A 15,688-nucleotide genomic window follows, 5' to 3' on the forward strand; every position below is an offset into this window, starting at 1 on the left:
CGGCGCGGGCCTCTAGTCCGAGGTGGTGGCGGAAACGGCGTTGCCGTCGGCGGGCTTGCGGCGCCGGCGGCGGCGCTTCGGCGCGCCGTTGGCCTCGGGCGACCCGGACGGTCCGTCGGTGCCGCCGTCGCCGTCGGCGGCCGGAGCCGACGTGCCCGCGGGGTGCCCGGTGGCGGGCTGGCCGCCGCGCGTGCGCCGCCGGCGTGCGCCGGAGCGGGTGCGGGCGGGCTTGCGTTCCGCGGTTTCCGCATCGGTGGCGGCGTCGCGGCGCTTGACCGGCGACTTGCGCGGCGTCCCGACCTTGCCGCGCGCCTCGGTGGGGATGCCCAGCTCTTCGTACAGGTGCGGCGAGTTGGAGTAGGTCTCGGCCGGGTCGGGGGAGTCCAGGCCCAGCGCCTTGTCGATCATCGTCCAGCGGGGCAGCTCGTCCCAGTCCACCAGGGTGACCGCGACGCCGGTCTTGCCGGCGCGGCCGGTGCGGCCGATCCGGTGCACGTAGGCCTGCTCGTCCTCGGGGATCTGGTAGTTGATGACGTGCGTGACGTCGTCGATGTCGATGCCGCGGGCGGCCACGTCGGTCGCGACGAGCACGTCGATGTCGCCGGTGCGGAACGCCTTGAGCGCCTTCTCGCGGGCGATCTGGCCCAGGTCGCCGTGCACGGCGCCGACCTTGAAGCCCCGCTCGGCCAACTCGTCGGCGACCTTCTGCGCGGTGCGCTTGGTGCGGGTGAAGATCATCGTCGCGCCGCGGCCCTCGGCCTGCAGCACCCGGGTCACCAGTTCCACCTTGTCCAGGGCGTGGGCCCGGTAGACGAACTGCTCGGTGGTGTCGTGCGTGGCCGCCGAGTGCGGCGCCTCCGCGCGGATGTGGGTGGGCTGGTTCATGAAGGTGCGGGCCAGCGTGATGATCGGGCCCGGCATGGTCGCCGAGAACAGCATCGACTGCCGGTTCTCGGGGATCTGCCGCAGGATGCGCTCGATGTCGGGCAGGAAGCCCAGGTCCAGCATCTCGTCGGCCTCGTCGAGCACCAGACTGGACAGCCCGCCGAGTTGCAGGTGGCCCTGCTGGGCCAGGTCGAGCAGCCGGCCCGGGGTTCCCACCACGACGTCGGCGCCGGCCCGCAGCGCCTCGATTTGCGGCTCGTAGGGCCGCCCGCCGTAGATGGACACCACCGACAGGCGGCGCCCGTCCTCGGCGCTCAGGTACTTGGCGGCCGTGGCCAGGTCCTCGGTGACCTGCATGCACAGCTCGCGGGTGGGCACCACGATCAGGGCGCGCGGCACCCCGGTGAGCGGGGCCTCGGCGGCGCGCGTCGTGATGCGGTGCAGCAGCGGCACGCCGAAGCCGAAGGTCTTGCCCATGCCGGTGCGGGCCTGGCCGATCACGTCGTCGCCGGCCATCGCCAGCGGCAGGGTCAGCTCCTGGATGGCGAAGGGATGTTCGATGCCCTCCTCGGCCAGCGCGCGGACGATCTCGTCGCGGACGCCGAGCTCGGCGAATGTTGTTTTCGGGGGCAGTTCGGTTGTGGTTGTCGGTGCGGTCATACGCGGAGGTCGGGCCTTTCGGTGACGTTGTTCGGTGTTGTGTCGGTGTTTCTCTGTTGCGGTCACGCACGCACGAGTTCCGACTCCGAATACGTCGCCGAGGCGCCGGGCCTCACCCGGTTGCGCCGGGCGGGCCAGCTGTGCGCGCACATTTCGCCGATAGCGGCGTTCTGCGTAACGGACGAAGACGGCCGCTATCTACAGACATGATAGCCGCTCGACAGCCGGCGCCCGTTTCCGCCCGCGCCCGCCGACTACAGTGTTGCCATGACTTCGGCCTCTCCAGCCTCGTCGGCCGACCAGGTGGACGATTCGCCGGCGCCGCGGGTTCCGGCGGATCACCCCGGCGTCGACGAACTGTTCGCGGTGCTGGCCTACGGTGAGGTCGCCGCGTTCTACCGGCTGACCGATGAGGCGCGGATGGCTCCCGACCTGCGGGGACGCATCTCGATGGCCAGCATGGCCGCCGCCGAGATGGGCCACTACGAACTGCTGCGCGACGCCCTGGAACGCCGGGGTGTCGACGTCGTGGCGGCGATGGCCAAGTACGTCTCCGCGCTGGAGAACTACCACCGGCTGACCATGCCCAGCACCTGGCTGGAGGCGTTGGTGAAGACCTATATCGGCGACGCGCTGGCCGCCGACCTGTACCTCGAGATCGCCGACGGACTGCCCGACGAGGTGGCCGGCGTCGTGCGGGCGGCCCTGGCGGAGACCGGGCACTCGCAGTTCGTCGTGGCCGAGGTGCGCACCGCGGTGACCGCGAGCAGCAAGCAGCGCAGCCGGTTGGCGCTGTGGGCGCGCCGGCTGTTCGGCGAGGCGATCACCCAGACGCAGTACGTGCTGGCCGACCACGATGAGCTGGTCGACCTGGTGTTGTCAGGGGCCGGCGGGCTGGGTCAGCTCAACGCGTTCTTCGACCGCCTGCAGCAGACCCACGACCGGCGCATGCACGAGCTCGGGCTGGGCTGAGCGCCCCGCTCAGCGGGTGCACGTCGCCATGATCGAGGTGGTGGTCGACGACACCACCGGTTGGCCCTCGGCGTTGACGATCGAGCAGTTGAGCCGGCCGGAGAGGCTGGTCGCGATCACCGACTCGGTCTGCACTCCCGGATTGAGCACGATCATCTTCGACCACGGCAGGGCCGCGTTGAACTCGGTCTGCGGGAAGCCGCGGGCGTCGGTGTAGATGATGTTGACCAGGTCCAGCAGCCCCTTGGTGCCGGTCACGCTGTAGACGACGGTGCGGGGGTTCAGCGCGGCGGACGGCGGGGCCGGCGGGAGGGGTGCCAGCGGGGGCGGTGCCGCGGTGGGTGTCGCCGTCGGCGTGGGGACCGGCGCCGCCGACGGGGGTTTCGCGGCGGGCGGCACGGTGGTGAACGTCTCCGGCGGCAGGCGGGGCTGCGTCGACTGGCTCGGCGGAACGGTGTTCCGCGGCGGGGCGGGCAGGGAGGTCATCGGCCGGGGTGCCGGCGCCCCCACGGTCGCCTTGGTCGACGCGCTGTCGCCGCTGTTGATGATCACCGCGGTCGCGATGGCGCCGAGGGCCACCACGGCGCCGAGGACCGCGGTGAGCGGCCGCCAGCGGCTGTCGCCGGGCCAGACCAGCTGGCCGTAGTCCTCCGCGAGGGTCTCGTGGCTCTCGTCGTCGGGGTAATCCTGGACCTCGTCTTCGTCAAGATCATGAAGGTCGTGCAGCGTGTTACCCATGTTGCCGATGTTATAGACGTGAAAGCAGTGGTTTGGGGGCGCGCGCTGCCGGATGACCAGTTGCAAGCCAATCGTTATTCGGCGTTGTCCACCCGGGTTATCCACCCGGCGTGTGGGGCGTATCCGGGGTGTCCACTAGCCTGCAGGCTGACGCGTCAGCGACAGCACGACCTGACGGCACGACCTGAGGAAGGGGCCACGGTGGAGGTCAAGATCGGGATCACGGACAGTCCGCGCGAGCTGGTCTTCCCCAGCGGGCAGACCCCCGAAGAGGTGGAAGAACTCGTCGCCGCCGCGCTGCGCGAAGGCTCGGGGCTGCTCGCCCTGAGCGACGAGAAGGGCCGTCGGTTCCTGATCCACACCGCCAAGATCGCCTACGTCGAGATCGGTGCCGCCGACGCCCGTCGGGTCGGGTTCGGCATCGGTGCGGAAGCCGCGGCCGCGCGGGCCGCCGGGAAGGCCGCTAAGAACGAGTGAGCGGCACGTGGGACAACCCGCCCCAGGCGAACTGCACGGTGCCGTCGACGGCGTCGGCCTTGGAGATGGGGCGGTCATTGTCCAACCAGTACCTGGCGCAGTCCACACTGATGCCGACGAGTCCCACCGCGATCATCCGGGCGCGGTGGGGGTCGAGCCCGGAGTCGGCGCTGATCAGCGCGAACACCGCGTCGGTGCAGGATTCGGTGGCGACGCGCACCTGCGCGGCGACCTCGGGCTCGGTCACGTAGTCGTTCTCGAAGATCAGCCGGTAGCCCTGGCTGTCGTGCTCGATGAAGTCGAAGAACGCCTGCACCGCCGCGTGCAGCCGCCCGCGGTTGTCGGTGGTGGTCCGCAGCGCCTGCTGCACGCCGGAGACGAGCTTGTCGACGTGCCGGTTCAGCACCGCCAGATAGAGCTCGAGCTTGCTCGAGAAATGTTGGTAGAGAACCGGTTTGCTCACCCCGGCCCGCTCCGCGATCTCGTCCATGCCGGCCGCGTGGAAGCCGCGGTCGACGAAGACGTCGCTGGCGACGATCAGCAGCTGGCCCCGCCGCTCGTCACGTGGCAACCGGTTGCCACGGCGACTCGCGGGTGCCGCGCCGTCTCCCGGCCGAGCGCGGTCACCCGTCTTGACGGCGCGCCGCGCCGCCCTGGTGAGATCGCTCATCGAGTGCCCATCTGATTGGTTTGTAGCCGGCGTCGGACCGCCGGCCCGGCCACGCCCTGCTCGTGGCAACAGACATTACTACCTGCGGGGTCCCGGGGGCCGCCGTCGTCGTAGGTGCTGGCAGCAGGGGTGTCGCGCCGGGCGTTCGGGCGCGCCGGGAGCACCGCCGGTGCCACCTGTGCCATCCTGGGAAAATGACGTCCGAGCGGCCCGTAAGCAGCACCGAACGGATTCCGGTGCTGCGCGACGATTGGCGTGAGCCGCTGCGGGCCCTGCGCGACCCGATCGACCGGGCCGCCGGGCGGCCCCGGACCGACCGCGACCGGGCGCGCCGCTGGCGCAAGCAAACCTGGCTGGGGAAGTTCGTGTCGACATACGGCTGGCGCGCCTACGCGCTGCCGGTGCTGGTGGTGCTGACCGCGTTGGTGATCTACCAGACGGTGACCGGCACGGCCGCGCCGCGGCCGGCGGCCAGCCAGCCCTTCCAGGAATCGCCGGCCATCGGCACGGTGGGCACCGTGATCCTGGACGCACCGCCGCGCGGGCTGGCCGCGTTCGACGCCAACCTGCCGGCCGGGACGCTGCCGGCCGGCGGCCCGTTCACCGAGGCGGGTGACAACACCTACCGCGTCGTACCGGGCACCACGCCGCAGATCGGCCGCGGCACGGCCAAGGTGTTCCGATACACCGTCGAGGTGGAAAACGGCCTGGACCCGACGATGTTCGGCGGCGACGACGCGTTCGCGCAGATGGTCGACCAGACGCTGGCCAACCCCAAGGGCTGGACGCACGACCCCAAGTTCGCGTTCATCCGGGTGGACGCAACCAGCGGGGTCAACCCCGACTTCCGGATCTCGCTGGTGTCGCCGGTGACGGTGCGTGAGGGATGTGGCTACGAGTTCCCGCTGGAGACGTCGTGCTACAACCCGGCGTTCGGGCCGGACCGGCAGTCCCGGGTGTTCGTCAACGAGGCGCGCTGGGTGCGCGGAGCGGTTCCGTTCGAGGGGGACATCGGCTCCTATCGCCAGTATGTGATCAACCACGAGGTCGGCCACGCCATCGGCTACGAGCGACACCAGGCGTGCGACCAGCAGGGTGGTCTGGCCCCGATCATGATGCAGCAGACGTTTTCCACGTCGGACGACGATGCCGCCCCGTTCGACCCCGATTTCGTCAAGGCGGACGGCAAGACCTGCAAGTTCAACCCCTGGCCGTACCCCATCGCTTAGATCCGCGCCGATCCGCTGAGTAGCCTCGGGTCATCGGGACCTTTCCGGGGGACCCCGTCGGAGGAGATGTTCGGTGTCGACGTCGTTGCCGCCGCTCGTGGAGCCGGCGGCTGAGCTGAGCCGCGACGAGGTGGCCCGCTACAGCCGCCACCTGGTCATTCCCGACCTCGGCGTGGACGGCCAGAAACGGCTCAAGAACGCGCGCGTGCTGGTGGTCGGCGCCGGCGGCCTCGGGTCGCCGACGTTGCTGTACCTGGCCGCGGCGGGTGTCGGCACGATCGGCATCGTCGACTTCGACGTCGTCGACGAGTCCAACCTGCAGCGTCAGATCATCCACGGGGTCGCAGACGTCGGACGGTCCAAGGCGCGGTCGGCGCGCGACTCCATCGCCGCCCTCAACCCCCTGGTCGAGGTCCGCCTGCACGAGTTGCGGCTCGAGGCCGGCAACGCCGTCGAACTGTTCGCGCAGTACGACCTGATCGTCGACGGCACCGACAACTTCGCCACCCGCTACCTGGTCAACGACGCGGCGGTGCTGGCCGGCAAACCCTACGTCTGGGGATCGATCTACCGGTTCCAGGGCCAGGTCTCGGTGTTCTGGGACGATGCCCCGGGCGGGGGCGGCCTGAACTATCGCGACCTGTACCCCGAGCCGCCGCCGCCCGGGCTGGTGCCGTCGTGCGCCGAGGGCGGCGTGCTGGGCATCCTGTGCGCCTCCGTCGCCTCGGTGATGGGGACCGAGGCGATCAAGCTGATCACCGGGATCGGCCAACCGCTGCTCGGCCGGCTGCTTGTCTACGACGCGTTGGAGATGACCTACCGCACGATCGCGGTCCGCAAGGACCCGTCGGTTCCCAAGATCACCGAACTGGTCGACTACGAGCAGTTCTGCGGGGTGGTGCCCGAGGAGGCCGCCGGTTCCTCGATCACCCCCCGGGAGTTGCGCGAGCTGCTGGACTCGGGCGCCGCGCTCGCCCTGATCGACGTGCGCGAGCCCGCGGAGTGGGAGATCGTGCACATCGACGGGGCCCGGCTGATCCCGCAGTCCGCGATCGACTCCGGTGCGGGCCTGGCGCTGCTGCCCCCGGACCGCAGGCCGGTGCTGTACTGCAAGACGGGGGCGCGCTCGGCGCAGGCGCTGGCCGCGCTGAAGCGGGCGGGATTCGCCGATGCGGTGCACCTGCAGGGCGGGATCGTGGCGTGGGCGCAGCAGATGCAGCCCGACATGGTGTTGTACTGACCCGGTAGCCGCAAACTGCTCCATTAGGCTGACCGGTGTGAGCGTCGAACCACCGCCCGACCATGTGCTGTCGGCTTTCGGTTTGACCGGTGTGAAGCCCGCGGCCCTGGGGGCCGGCTGGGAAGGCGGCTGGCGGTGCGGCGAGGTCGTGTTGTCGATGGTCGCCGACCACGCCCGCGCCGCATGGTCGGCGCGGGTGCGCGAGACGCTGTTCGTCGACGGCGTGCGGCTGGCCCGGCCGGTGCGTTCGACCGACGGACGGTACGTGGTCTCGGGCTGGCGGGCGGACACGTTCGTCGCCGGCACCCCCGAGCCCCGGCACGACGAGGTGGTGTCGACGGCGGTGCGCCTGCACGAGGCCACCGGCAAGTTGGAGCGCCCGCGCTTCCTGACGCAGGGGCCCACAGCGGCGCCCTGGGCGGACGTCGACGTCTTCATCGCCGCCGACCGCGCGGCGTGGGAGGAGCGGCCGTTGCAGTCGATGCCCCCGGGCGCGCGGACATCCCCGCCGACGGCGGACGGCCAGCGCTCGGTCGAGCTGATCAACCAGCTCGCCACCCTGCGCCGGCCGACCCGAAGCCCCAACCAGCTGGTGCACGGGGATCTCTACGGGACGGTGCTCTTCGTGGGCACGGCGGCGCCGGGGATCACCGACATCACGCCCTACTGGCGGCCCGCGTCGTGGGCGGCGGGCGTGGTCGTCGTCGACGCCCTGTCCTGGGGAGACGCCGACGACGGGCTCATCGAACGCTGGAACGCGCTGCCGGAGTGGCCGCAGATGTTGTTGCGCGCGTTGATGTTCCGGCTCGCGGTCCATGCGCTGCACCCGCGCTCGACCGCCGACGCCTTTCCGGGTCTGGCCCGCACCGCGGCGCTGGTCCGGCTGGTGCTCTAGGCACCGCTCGGGAATTCGTACCGCACGTCGTCGCCCAGCACGACCCTGCCGTCGACCGCGAGCACCCCTTCGGCCCGCAACAGCTCCAGCTGGCGGGTCCGCACGTGGGGCGCCGGACGGCCGGTCGCGGTGATCACCCGGTGCCACGGCAGGTCCGAGGAGTCGGTCCGCATGATCCAGCCGACGATGCGCGGGCTGGAAAGCCCGGTCACGGCGGCGATCTCGCCGTAGGTGGCGACCCGCCCGGAGGGGATGGCCGCGACCAGGGATCGCACCCGTTCGACCTGCTCGTCAGTGACCGGTGCCATGGTCAGCGACCGCCCAGCAGCCCGCGGGCCAACGCCGCGACCTCGGCGGGCCTGGCGTAGGGCACCATGTGGTTGCAGTCGAAGTCCAGCAGCCGGAAGTCCGCGCCCAGCCGGTTCCGCAGCCCCGCGACGAGCCGCTCGCCGACGTAGGGCGGCGAGGTCTGCTTGGCCCGCACCAGCGTCGTCGCCGTTCCCGGCGGCGGTGGCACGACCTCGCGCGCGAGTTCGCTCCAGTACGACATCATCGCCGGCAGGCTGATCCGCCAGCCGTACCGGCCGTTCGGCAGCTCGATCAGGTGCTCGTCGATCTCGGCGTCGAGCAGCGCGGGGTCCACGTCCACCCACACGCCCGTCGCCTTCTCCCCGCGGGCCTCCGTGGGGTCGGCGTAGTCGGGGGATGCCAGCATCGCGTCGGCGATCTCGGCCATCCAGCCGCCGTCCAGCCCGACCGCCGGATCGAGCAGCAGCAGCGCGGCCACCCGGTCCGGCCGGGCCGCGGCCAGGTGCATCGCCAGCGCGCCGCCGAACGAGTGGCCGACCACCAGCACCGGCGCGTCGGCCTGATCGTCGAGCAGCGCCCCCAACGCGGCGACGTTGGCGTCGATGCTCCACGGCGCCGCCCACGACGACCTGCCGTGTCCGATGACATCGGGCGCGGCGACGGCGATCTCGGGCAGGTAGCCGGCCAGGTGCTGCCAGCGCTGCCCGTGGCCGGTCAGCCCGTGGATCGCCAGCAGCCGCACCGGGCCCGACGGACCGTAGCGGTGCACGTGTAGGTCTGCGCTCACCCGTCGATCGTGCCAGGTGCGGCTTACCCGATGTCGTCCCAGTCGTCGTCGGCGGGGACGGCGAAGGCCTGGTCGAGCACGTCGGCGTCGTTGGCGTCGCGGTCCGTGGCGTCGGCGCTCAGATACGCGGTGTCCAGGCCCGCCTCGTCGTCGGCATCGACCAGCTGGCGCTGTTCCTGTGCGTCTGCTTCGGGAACCTCGTCGTCGGGAACGAGGCCCTCGACGTCGTTCACCATCGGATACCTCCTCACCTCGCGTCGGACTGCCTCGATCGAGTTTAGGGGTCGGCCGGGGCCGGCCAAATCTGCGCTGCCAAAGCTGTCGGACCCTCGTGGTTGCATGCAGCCATGTCGTACACCTGGGATGCCGAGGCGCGTGCGGTCCTCGCGCCGGGGGCGCGCGGCCTGTTCCGGATCGTCGGCGGTCCCGGCACCGGCAAGAGCAGCCTGCTGGCCGACGCGGCGATCGCCCGCATCGGCGCCGGTGCCGAGCCGGAATCGGTTCTGCTGCTTACCGGTTCGGGTCGGATCGGGACGGGTGCGCGCAGCGCGCTGACGACGGCGCTGCTGCGGTCGCGCAGCGCCGGCGCGTGCCGGGCCGCGGTTCGCGAGCCGCTGGTGCGCACGGTGCACAGCTACGCCTACTCGGTGCTGCGGCGCGCCGCCGAGCGCGCCGGTGACGCGCCCCCGCGGCTGGTCACCAGCGCCGAACAGGACGCCATCATCCGCGAACTGCTGGCCGGGGACCTGGCGGACGGGCCGCGCAGCGCCTCCGCGTGGCCGGACCAGCTGCGGCCCGCGCTGAGCACCGCCGGCTTCGCCACCGAACTGCGCAACCTGCTGGCGCGTTGCGCCGAACGCGGGGTCGATCCCCTCCGACTGGAACGGCTGGGCCGGCGGTGCCGGCGCCCGGAGTGGAGCGCCGCGGGTCGGTTCGCGCGCCAGTACGAGCAGGTGATGCTGCTGCGCGCGGCGGTCGGGACGGCGGCGCCGGAGGCGACGACGCCGGCCCTGGGTGCGGCCGAACTCGTCGGCGCCGCCCTGGAGGCCTTCGCCGTCGACCCCGAGTTGCTGGCGGCCGAACGCGCCCGGGTCCGCATCCTGCTGGTCGACGACGCCCAGCAACTCGACCGGCAGGCGGTCCGGTTGGTGCGGGCGCTGGCGGCGGGCTGCGAGCTGGCGCTGGTCGCCGGTGACCCCAACCAGGCGGTGTTCGGCTTCCGGGGTGGCGAACCCGCCGGGTTGCTCGCCGACGATTCGCCGGTGGTGGCGTTGGCGGTCTCGCACCGGTGCGCGCCGGCGGTGGCGCGTGCGGTCAGCGGTGTCGCGCGCCGCCTGCCGGGTGGCACCGGCGGCCGGCGGATCGAGGGCACCGGTGACGGGCCGGACGCGGGGTCGGTCGTGGTGCGCCTGGCCGCCTCGGCGCACGCGGAGGCGGCCATGATCGCCGACGCGCTGCGGCGTGCGCACCTCGTGGACGGGGTTCCGTGGTCGCAGATGGCGGTCGTCGTCCGGTCGGTGCCGCGGCTCGGCCCGCGGCTGCAGCACGCGCTGGCCGCCGCCGGGGTGCCGGTCGCGCGGCCCGCCGCGGGCGGTCCGCTCTTCGCCGAGCCCGCGGCGCGGGCGCTGCTCACGGTGCTGCAGGCCACCGCCGAAGGTCTCGACGGTGAGCGGGCGCTCGACCTGCTGACCGGGCCCATCGGCCGCGTCGACCCGGTCTCGCTGCGGCAGCTGCGCCGGACGCTGCAACGCGCCCGCTCCGGCGGTCCCGACCGTGCGCCGGGGAGCTTCGGCGACCTGCTGGTGGAGGTGCTCTCGGGCGACGGGCCGGTGCCGGGCGGGCAGTCCCGCGCGCTGCGCCGGGTGCGTGCGGTGCTGGACGCGGCCGCACGCTGCCACCGGGACGGACAGGATCCGCGCTACACCCTGTGGGCCGCCTGGAACCGGTCGGGCCTGCAACGGCGCTGGCTGGCGGCCGCCGAGCGGGGCGGGCCCGGCGGCGCCCAGGCGAGCAGGGACCTCGAGTCGGTGACCGCCCTGTTCGACATCACGGACGACTACGTGGCCCGCACCTCGGGTGCGTCGCTGCGCGGACTCGTCGAGCACGTCGCGGCGCTGCAACTGCCGGGCGTCAGCCTCGAGCCGGCGGCGGGCGCACAGCAGGTCCGGGTGCTCAGCGCACACGCCGCGCTGGGACACGAGTGGGATCTGGTCGTCATCGCCGGTCTGCAGGAGGGGTTGTGGCCCAACACGGTTCCCCGCGGCGGGGTGCTGGGCACCCAGCGGCTGCTCGACGTGCTCGACGACGTCGGCGCGGACGCGTCGGTGCGGGCGCCGCTGCTCGCCGAGGAACGGCGGCTGCTGGTCGCCGCGATGGGCCGGGCGCGGCGCCGCCTGCTGGTGACGGCCGTCGACAGCGACACGGGCGGGCCGGCCGGTGCGGCCGCGCTGCCCTCGGCGTTCTTCTCCGAGATCGCGCAGTGGGCCGATGACGCCCCCGCAACCGTGGCGGCGCAGCCTGTGTCGGCGCCCCGGGTGCTCTCCGCGGCGGCGCTGGTCGGCCGGCTGCGCGGGGTCGTGTGCGCGCCCGACGGCGCCGTGGACGACGGCGCGCGCCGGTGTGCGGCCTCGCAGCTGGCCAGGCTGGCCGAAGCCGGCGTGCCCGGCGCGGACCCGGCCACCTGGCACGGGCTGAACCCGGTCAGCACCAGCGAGCCGCTGCGGGGCGGCGACGAGGTCGTCACGCTGACGCCGTCGACGTTGCAGACGCTCACCGACTGCCCGCTGCGCTGGCTGGCCGAGCGGCACGGCGGAACCAACCCGCGCGAGCTGCGGTCCACCATCGGCTCGGTGCTGCACGCGCTCGTCGCCGAACCGGGGGGCACCGAATCGCATCTGCTCGCCGAGCTGGAACGGGCCTGGCAGCAGCTGCCCGTCGAGGCCCCGTGGCATTCGGCCAACGAGCTGGCCCGCCACCGCGCCATGATCGAGGCCTTCGTGGAGTGGCGGGCGCGCACCCGCGGGGAGCTGACCGAGGTCGGTGTCGAGGTCGAGGTCCACGGAGCGCTCGGCGCCGACGACGACGGCGGTGCAACGGTCCGGCTGCGCGGTCGCGTCGACCGGCTGGAGCGCGACGCGGCCGGGCGGCTGGTGGTCGTCGACGTCAAGACCGGCAAGACACCGGTCAGCAAGGACGACGCCCAACAACACGCCCAGCTGGCGATGTATCAGCTCGCGGTGGCCGAGGGCCTGATCCCCGCGGGCGACGAGCCGGGCGGCGCGCGGCTCGTCTACCTCGGCAAGGCCGGGACCGCGGGTGCCACCGAACGCGAGCAGGACCCGCTGACCCCGGCCGCCCGCGAGGAATGGCGCGCCGTGCTGCGGCGGGCGGCCGCGGCGACGGCCGGACCGCAGTTCACCGCCCGCCGCAACGACGGCTGCGCCCACTGCCCGATCCGGCCCTGCTGCCCCGCCCACCGTGAGGAACCCACAGCGTGAACCCCCGCTACAGCCCCGCCGAATTGTCCAGTGCGCTCGGTCTTTTCCCGCCCACCGACGAACAGGCCGCGGTCATCGCCGCCCCGCCGGGCCCCCTGGTGGTCATCGCCGGGGCCGGTGCGGGCAAGACCGAGACGATGGCCGCGCGGGTGGTGTGGCTCGTCGCCAACGGCTACGCCGACCCCGGGCAGGTGCTGGGACTGACGTTCACCCGCAAGGCCGCCGGTCAGCTGCTGCGCCGGGTCCGGACCCGGCTGGCCCGGCTGGCCGGTGCCGCTCCGGGCCTGCCCGGCCCCGCCGGCGCCGCGGCCGCCGACCCGGCCGGCGCGCCGGTGGTGAGCACCTACCACGCGTTCGCCGGCTCGCTGCTGCGCGACTACGGGTTGTTGTTGCCCGTCGAGCCCGACACCCGGCTGCTCGGCGAGACCGAGTTGTGGCAGCTGGCTTTCGACGTGGTCACCGAATACCGCGGGGAGTTGCACACCGACAAGACGCCGGCCGCGGTCACCTCGATGGTGCTGCGGCTGTGGGGCCAGCTCGCCGAGCACCTGGTGGACACCGGCCAGCTGCGCGACACCCACGTGGAGCTCGAACGGCTGGTGCACACGCTGCCGGCGGGCCCCTACCAGCGCGAGCGCGGCCCCAGCCAGTGGCTGCTGCGGCTGCTGGCGACCCAGACCCAGCGGGCCGAGCTGGTGCCGCTGCTGGACGCGCTGGGCGAGCGGATGCGTGCGGCGAAGGTGCTGGACTTCGGCGGTCAGATGGCCGCCGCGGCGCGGCTGGCGGCGACGTGCCCGCAAGTCGGGCAGGAATTGCGGAGCCGCTACCGGGTGGTGCTGCTCGACGAGTACCAGGACACCGGTCACGCGCAGCGCATCGCCCTGTCGGCCCTGTTCGGCGGCGGGGTCGACGACGGTCTGGCCCTGACGGCGGTCGGCGACCCGATCCAGTCGATCTACGGCTGGCGCGGCGCCTCGGCGACCAACCTGCCGCGGTTCACCACCGACTTCCCCCGGCCCGATGGCAGCCCGGCGCCCGTGCTGGAGTTGCGGACCAGTTGGCGCAACCCGCCGCGGGCGCTGCAGGTGGCCAACGCGATATCGGCGGAGGCGCGGCGGCGTTCGGTCGCGGTGCACGCGCTGCGCCCGCGTCCGGACGCCCCGCCCGGCACGGTGCGCTGCGCGTTGCTTCCCGACGTGCGCGCCGAACGTGAGTGGATCGCCGACCACCTGTCCGCGCACTACCGGCGAGCCCGCGCCGAGGGCGTCGGTCCGCCGACCGCCGCGGTCCTGGTGCGCCGCAACGCCGATGCCGCCCCGATCGCCGAGGCGCTGCGGGCGCGCGGGGTCCCCGTCGAGGTGGTGGGGCTGGCCGGGTTGTTGTCGGTGCCCGAGGTCGCCGACGTGGTGGCCATGCTGCGGCTGGTCGCCGACCCCACGGCGGGCCCGGCGGCGATGCGGGTGCTGACCGGTCCGCGGTGGCGCCTCGGCGGCCGCGACATCGCGGCGCTGTGGCAGCGCGCGCTGGCCCTCGGCGGGGGCGGGACGCGCCCGGGTGACGCGCCGTCGCCCGCGGCGATCGCGATGGCGGCCGGTCCCGACGCCGACACCGCCTGCCTGGCCGACGCCATCAGCGACCCCGGCCCGGCCGGCTCGTATTCCGTCGCGGGATATGAGCGCATCACCGCGCTGGCCGCCGAGCTCGGCGCCCTGCGCGCCCGCCTGGGCCATCCGCTGCCCGAGCTGGTCGCCGAGGTGCGCCGCGTGCTGGGGGTCGACTGCGAGGTCCGGGCCAAGGTGTCGTCGGGCTGGACCGGGGCCGAACACCTCGACGCGTTCGCCGACGTGGTGGCCGGCTACGCCGAACGCGCGAACGCGGCGGACGCGGCGGCCGCCCCGGTGGCGGCGTCGGCCGCGGGGCTGCTGGCCTACCTGGACGTGGCCGAGGCGGTCGAGAACGGTCTGGCGCCCGCGCCGCCGGCGGTGGCGCGCGGCCGCGTTCAGGTGCTCACGGTGCACGCCGCCAAGGGCCTGGAGTGGCAGGTGGTGGCGGTGGCGCACCTGTCCGGTGGAACGTTCCCGTCGACCGCGTCGCGGAGCACCTGGCTCACCGACGCCGCCGAGCTGCCGCCGTTGTTGCGCGGCGACCGCGCCGCGGCGGGCGCCCTGGGCATCCCGGTGCTGGACACCTCGGCCGTCACCAACCGAAAACAACTGTCCGACAAGATCTCCGATCACCGCCGCCAGCTCGAACAGCGGCGCATCGACGAGGAGCGGCGCCTGCTGTACGTGGCGATCACCCGCACCGAGGACACCCTGCTGGTGTCCGGTCACCACTGGGCGGGCACCGGGGTCAAACCGCGCGGGCCCTCGGAGTTCCTGTGCGAGCTCAAGGACGTCATCGACCGTTGCGCCGCCGCCGGCGAACCCTGCGGAGTGGTGGAGCACTGGGCGCCCGCCCCGGCCGACGGTGAGCGAAACCCCTTGCGCGACAACGTCGTCGAGGCGGTATGGCCTGCCGATCCGTTGGCCGGGCGCCGCGGGGATGTCGAGCGCGGCGCGTCGCTGGTGATGCGCGCCATGTCGGGCGAGGAGCCCCGGGACGGCATCGACGCCGAAGGCTGGGCCGCCGACGTCGATGCGCTGCTGGCCGAGCGGGCGCGGGCGGCGCGACGAACGGTCCCCGCGCTGCCCAGCCAGTTGTCGGTCAGCGGATTGGTGGACCTGGCCCGCGACCCCGAGGGCGCCGCGCAGCGCCTGGCGCATCGGCTGCCGACTCGCCCGGACCCGCATGTCCTGCTGGGCAACGCCTTCCACGCGTGGGTGCAGCAGTACTACGGCGCCGAGTGGCTGTTCGATCTGGGTGACCTGCCGGGCGCGGCCGACTCCGGCGTCGGCCACAGCCAGGAGTTGGCCGCCTTGCAGGAGGCGTTCGCGGGTTCACGGTGGGCGAGCCGCACACCGGTGGCCGTGGAGGTGCCCTTCGAGATGCCGATCGCCGACACCGTGGTGCGCGGCCGCATCGACGCGGTCTTCGCCGACCCCGACGGCGGGGCCACCGTCGTGGACTGGAAGACCGGTGAGCCCCCGCGCGGGCAGGAGGCGATGCGCCAGGCCGCCGTCCAGCTGGCGGTGTACCGCCTGGCGTGGGCCGCGCTGACCGGGATCCCGGAGTCCTCGGTGCGCGCCGCCTTCTATTACGTGCGCACCGGCGTCACCGTCGCTCCCGAGGAGTTGCTCGAGCCGGACCAGCTGGCCGCGTTGCTGGCCGACCCCGCGGAGGGCCGCCGCGTCGCCGGGTGATGCCAAGTCCCCGGCGGCGGGCAAAGG

Annotated in this window: 13 protein-coding genes; 7 read left to right on the plus strand and 6 right to left on the minus strand. The window is 73.3% G+C overall.

The features are described 5' to 3' along the window. Positions 1–12: 12 nt before the first annotated feature. Positions 13–1,545, minus strand: coding sequence for a DEAD/DEAH box helicase (locus ACJ512_RS06535; protein ID WP_461480001.1), 1,533 nt, complete (start codon positions 1,543–1,545; stop codon positions 13–15). 267 nt (positions 1,546–1,812) lie between these two features. Between ACJ512_RS06535 and ACJ512_RS06540 the strand changes: the two genes are divergently transcribed. Continuing rightward, positions 1,813–2,517 carry a ferritin-like fold-containing protein gene (locus ACJ512_RS06540; protein ID WP_407689007.1) on the plus strand — a complete coding sequence of 235 codons (705 nt, stop codon included), beginning with the start codon at positions 1,813–1,815 and terminating at the stop codon, positions 2,515–2,517. 9 nt (positions 2,518–2,526) lie between these two features. On the opposite strand, the gene ACJ512_RS06545 is transcribed toward ACJ512_RS06540, so the two are convergent. Continuing rightward, a complete protein-coding gene (locus ACJ512_RS06545; RefSeq protein WP_407689008.1) occupies positions 2,527–3,255 on the minus strand; it encodes an MmpS family transport accessory protein in 729 nt (242 codons plus the stop codon). A 201-nt stretch (positions 3,256–3,456) separates the two neighbouring features. Here ACJ512_RS06545 and ACJ512_RS06550 point away from each other — a divergent pair, with 201 nt between their 5' ends. Next, entirely contained in the window at positions 3,457–3,732 is a 276-nt protein-coding gene (locus ACJ512_RS06550) for a DUF3107 domain-containing protein (protein ID WP_407689009.1), read from the plus strand. Here ACJ512_RS06550 and ACJ512_RS06555 read toward each other — a convergent pair. Then, positions 3,719–4,402 (minus strand): TetR/AcrR family transcriptional regulator, encoded by a 684-nt coding sequence (locus ACJ512_RS06555; RefSeq protein ID WP_407689010.1) that lies wholly within the window; start codon positions 4,400–4,402, stop codon positions 3,719–3,721. The two genes, ACJ512_RS06550 and ACJ512_RS06555, sit on opposite strands and share 14 nt — an antisense overlap. A gap of 194 nt (positions 4,403–4,596) precedes the next feature. Between ACJ512_RS06555 and ACJ512_RS06560 the strand changes: the two genes are divergently transcribed. The 3 genes from ACJ512_RS06560 to ACJ512_RS06570 all read left to right on the plus strand — a co-directional run bounded on the left by ACJ512_RS06560 (position 4,597) and on the right by ACJ512_RS06570 (position 7,766). Further along, the gene (locus ACJ512_RS06560) at positions 4,597–5,631 is read left to right on the plus strand and encodes a DUF3152 domain-containing protein (RefSeq protein WP_407689011.1); all 1,035 of its coding nucleotides are present in this window, start codon (positions 4,597–4,599) and stop codon (positions 5,629–5,631) included. A 73-nt stretch (positions 5,632–5,704) separates the two neighbouring features. Then, positions 5,705–6,871 carry an adenylyltransferase/sulfurtransferase MoeZ gene (gene moeZ / locus ACJ512_RS06565; RefSeq protein ID WP_407689012.1) on the plus strand — a complete coding sequence of 389 codons (1,167 nt, stop codon included), beginning with the start codon at positions 5,705–5,707 and terminating at the stop codon, positions 6,869–6,871. Between the two features lie 37 nt (positions 6,872–6,908). Beyond that, positions 6,909–7,766 carry a TIGR02569 family protein gene (locus ACJ512_RS06570; RefSeq protein ID WP_407689013.1) on the plus strand — a complete coding sequence of 286 codons (858 nt, stop codon included), beginning with the start codon at positions 6,909–6,911 and terminating at the stop codon, positions 7,764–7,766. Here ACJ512_RS06570 and ACJ512_RS06575 read toward each other — a convergent pair. Genes ACJ512_RS06575 through ACJ512_RS06585 form a run of 3 tightly spaced genes read right to left on the minus strand, consistent with a single transcriptional unit; the run spans position 7,763 to position 9,098 of the window. After that, positions 7,763–8,074, minus strand: coding sequence for an MGMT family protein (locus ACJ512_RS06575; RefSeq protein ID WP_407689014.1), 312 nt, complete (start codon positions 8,072–8,074; stop codon positions 7,763–7,765). The genes ACJ512_RS06570 and ACJ512_RS06575 overlap by 4 nt on opposite strands. Before the next feature lie 2 nt (positions 8,075–8,076). Further along, positions 8,077–8,862: an alpha/beta fold hydrolase gene (locus tag ACJ512_RS06580; protein ID WP_407689015.1), complete on the minus strand. Its 786-nt coding sequence runs from the start codon at positions 8,860–8,862 to the stop codon at positions 8,077–8,079. A 23-nt stretch (positions 8,863–8,885) separates the two neighbouring features. Beyond that, positions 8,886–9,098: a hypothetical protein gene (locus ACJ512_RS06585; RefSeq protein WP_407689016.1), complete on the minus strand. Its 213-nt coding sequence runs from the start codon at positions 9,096–9,098 to the stop codon at positions 8,886–8,888. 111 nt (positions 9,099–9,209) lie between these two features. On the opposite strand from ACJ512_RS06585, the gene ACJ512_RS06590 reads away from it, so the two are divergent. After that, positions 9,210–12,359 (plus strand): ATP-dependent helicase, encoded by a 3,150-nt coding sequence (locus ACJ512_RS06590; RefSeq protein ID WP_407689017.1) that lies wholly within the window; start codon positions 9,210–9,212, stop codon positions 12,357–12,359. Further along, the gene (locus tag ACJ512_RS06595; RefSeq protein ID WP_461480002.1) at positions 12,356–15,661 is read left to right on the plus strand and encodes an ATP-dependent helicase; all 3,306 of its coding nucleotides are present in this window, start codon (positions 12,356–12,358) and stop codon (positions 15,659–15,661) included. The genes ACJ512_RS06590 and ACJ512_RS06595 overlap by 4 nt, the downstream gene beginning before the upstream one ends. Positions 15,662–15,688 lie beyond the last annotated feature (27 nt).

The organism is Mycobacterium cajalii (assembly GCF_045809005.2).
GTDB lineage: Bacteria > Actinomycetota > Actinomycetes > Mycobacteriales > Mycobacteriaceae > Mycobacterium.

Bases quoted from the DNA above. Each gene is read 5' to 3' on its own strand.
- ACJ512_RS06575 (WP_407689014.1), bottom strand. From the start codon at position 8,074: ATGGCACCGGTCACTGACGAGCAGGTCGAACGGGTGCGATCCCTGGTC.
- ACJ512_RS06590 (WP_407689017.1), top strand. From the start codon at position 9,210: ATGTCGTACACCTGGGATGCCGAGGCGCGTGCGGTCCTCGCGCCGGGG.
- ACJ512_RS06560 (WP_407689011.1), top strand. From the start codon at position 4,597: ATGACGTCCGAGCGGCCCGTAAGCAGCACCGAACGGATTCCGGTGCTG.
- ACJ512_RS06585 (WP_407689016.1), bottom strand. From the start codon at position 9,098: ATGGTGAACGACGTCGAGGGCCTCGTTCCCGACGACGAGGTTCCCGAA.
- ACJ512_RS06540 (WP_407689007.1), top strand. From the start codon at position 1,813: ATGACTTCGGCCTCTCCAGCCTCGTCGGCCGACCAGGTGGACGATTCG.
- ACJ512_RS06545 (WP_407689008.1), bottom strand. From the start codon at position 3,255: ATGGGTAACACGCTGCACGACCTTCATGATCTTGACGAAGACGAGGTC.
- ACJ512_RS06555 (WP_407689010.1), bottom strand. From the start codon at position 4,402: ATGAGCGATCTCACCAGGGCGGCGCGGCGCGCCGTCAAGACGGGTGAC.
- ACJ512_RS06535 (WP_461480001.1), bottom strand. From the start codon at position 1,545: ATGACCGCACCGACAACCACAACCGAACTGCCCCCGAAAACAACATTC.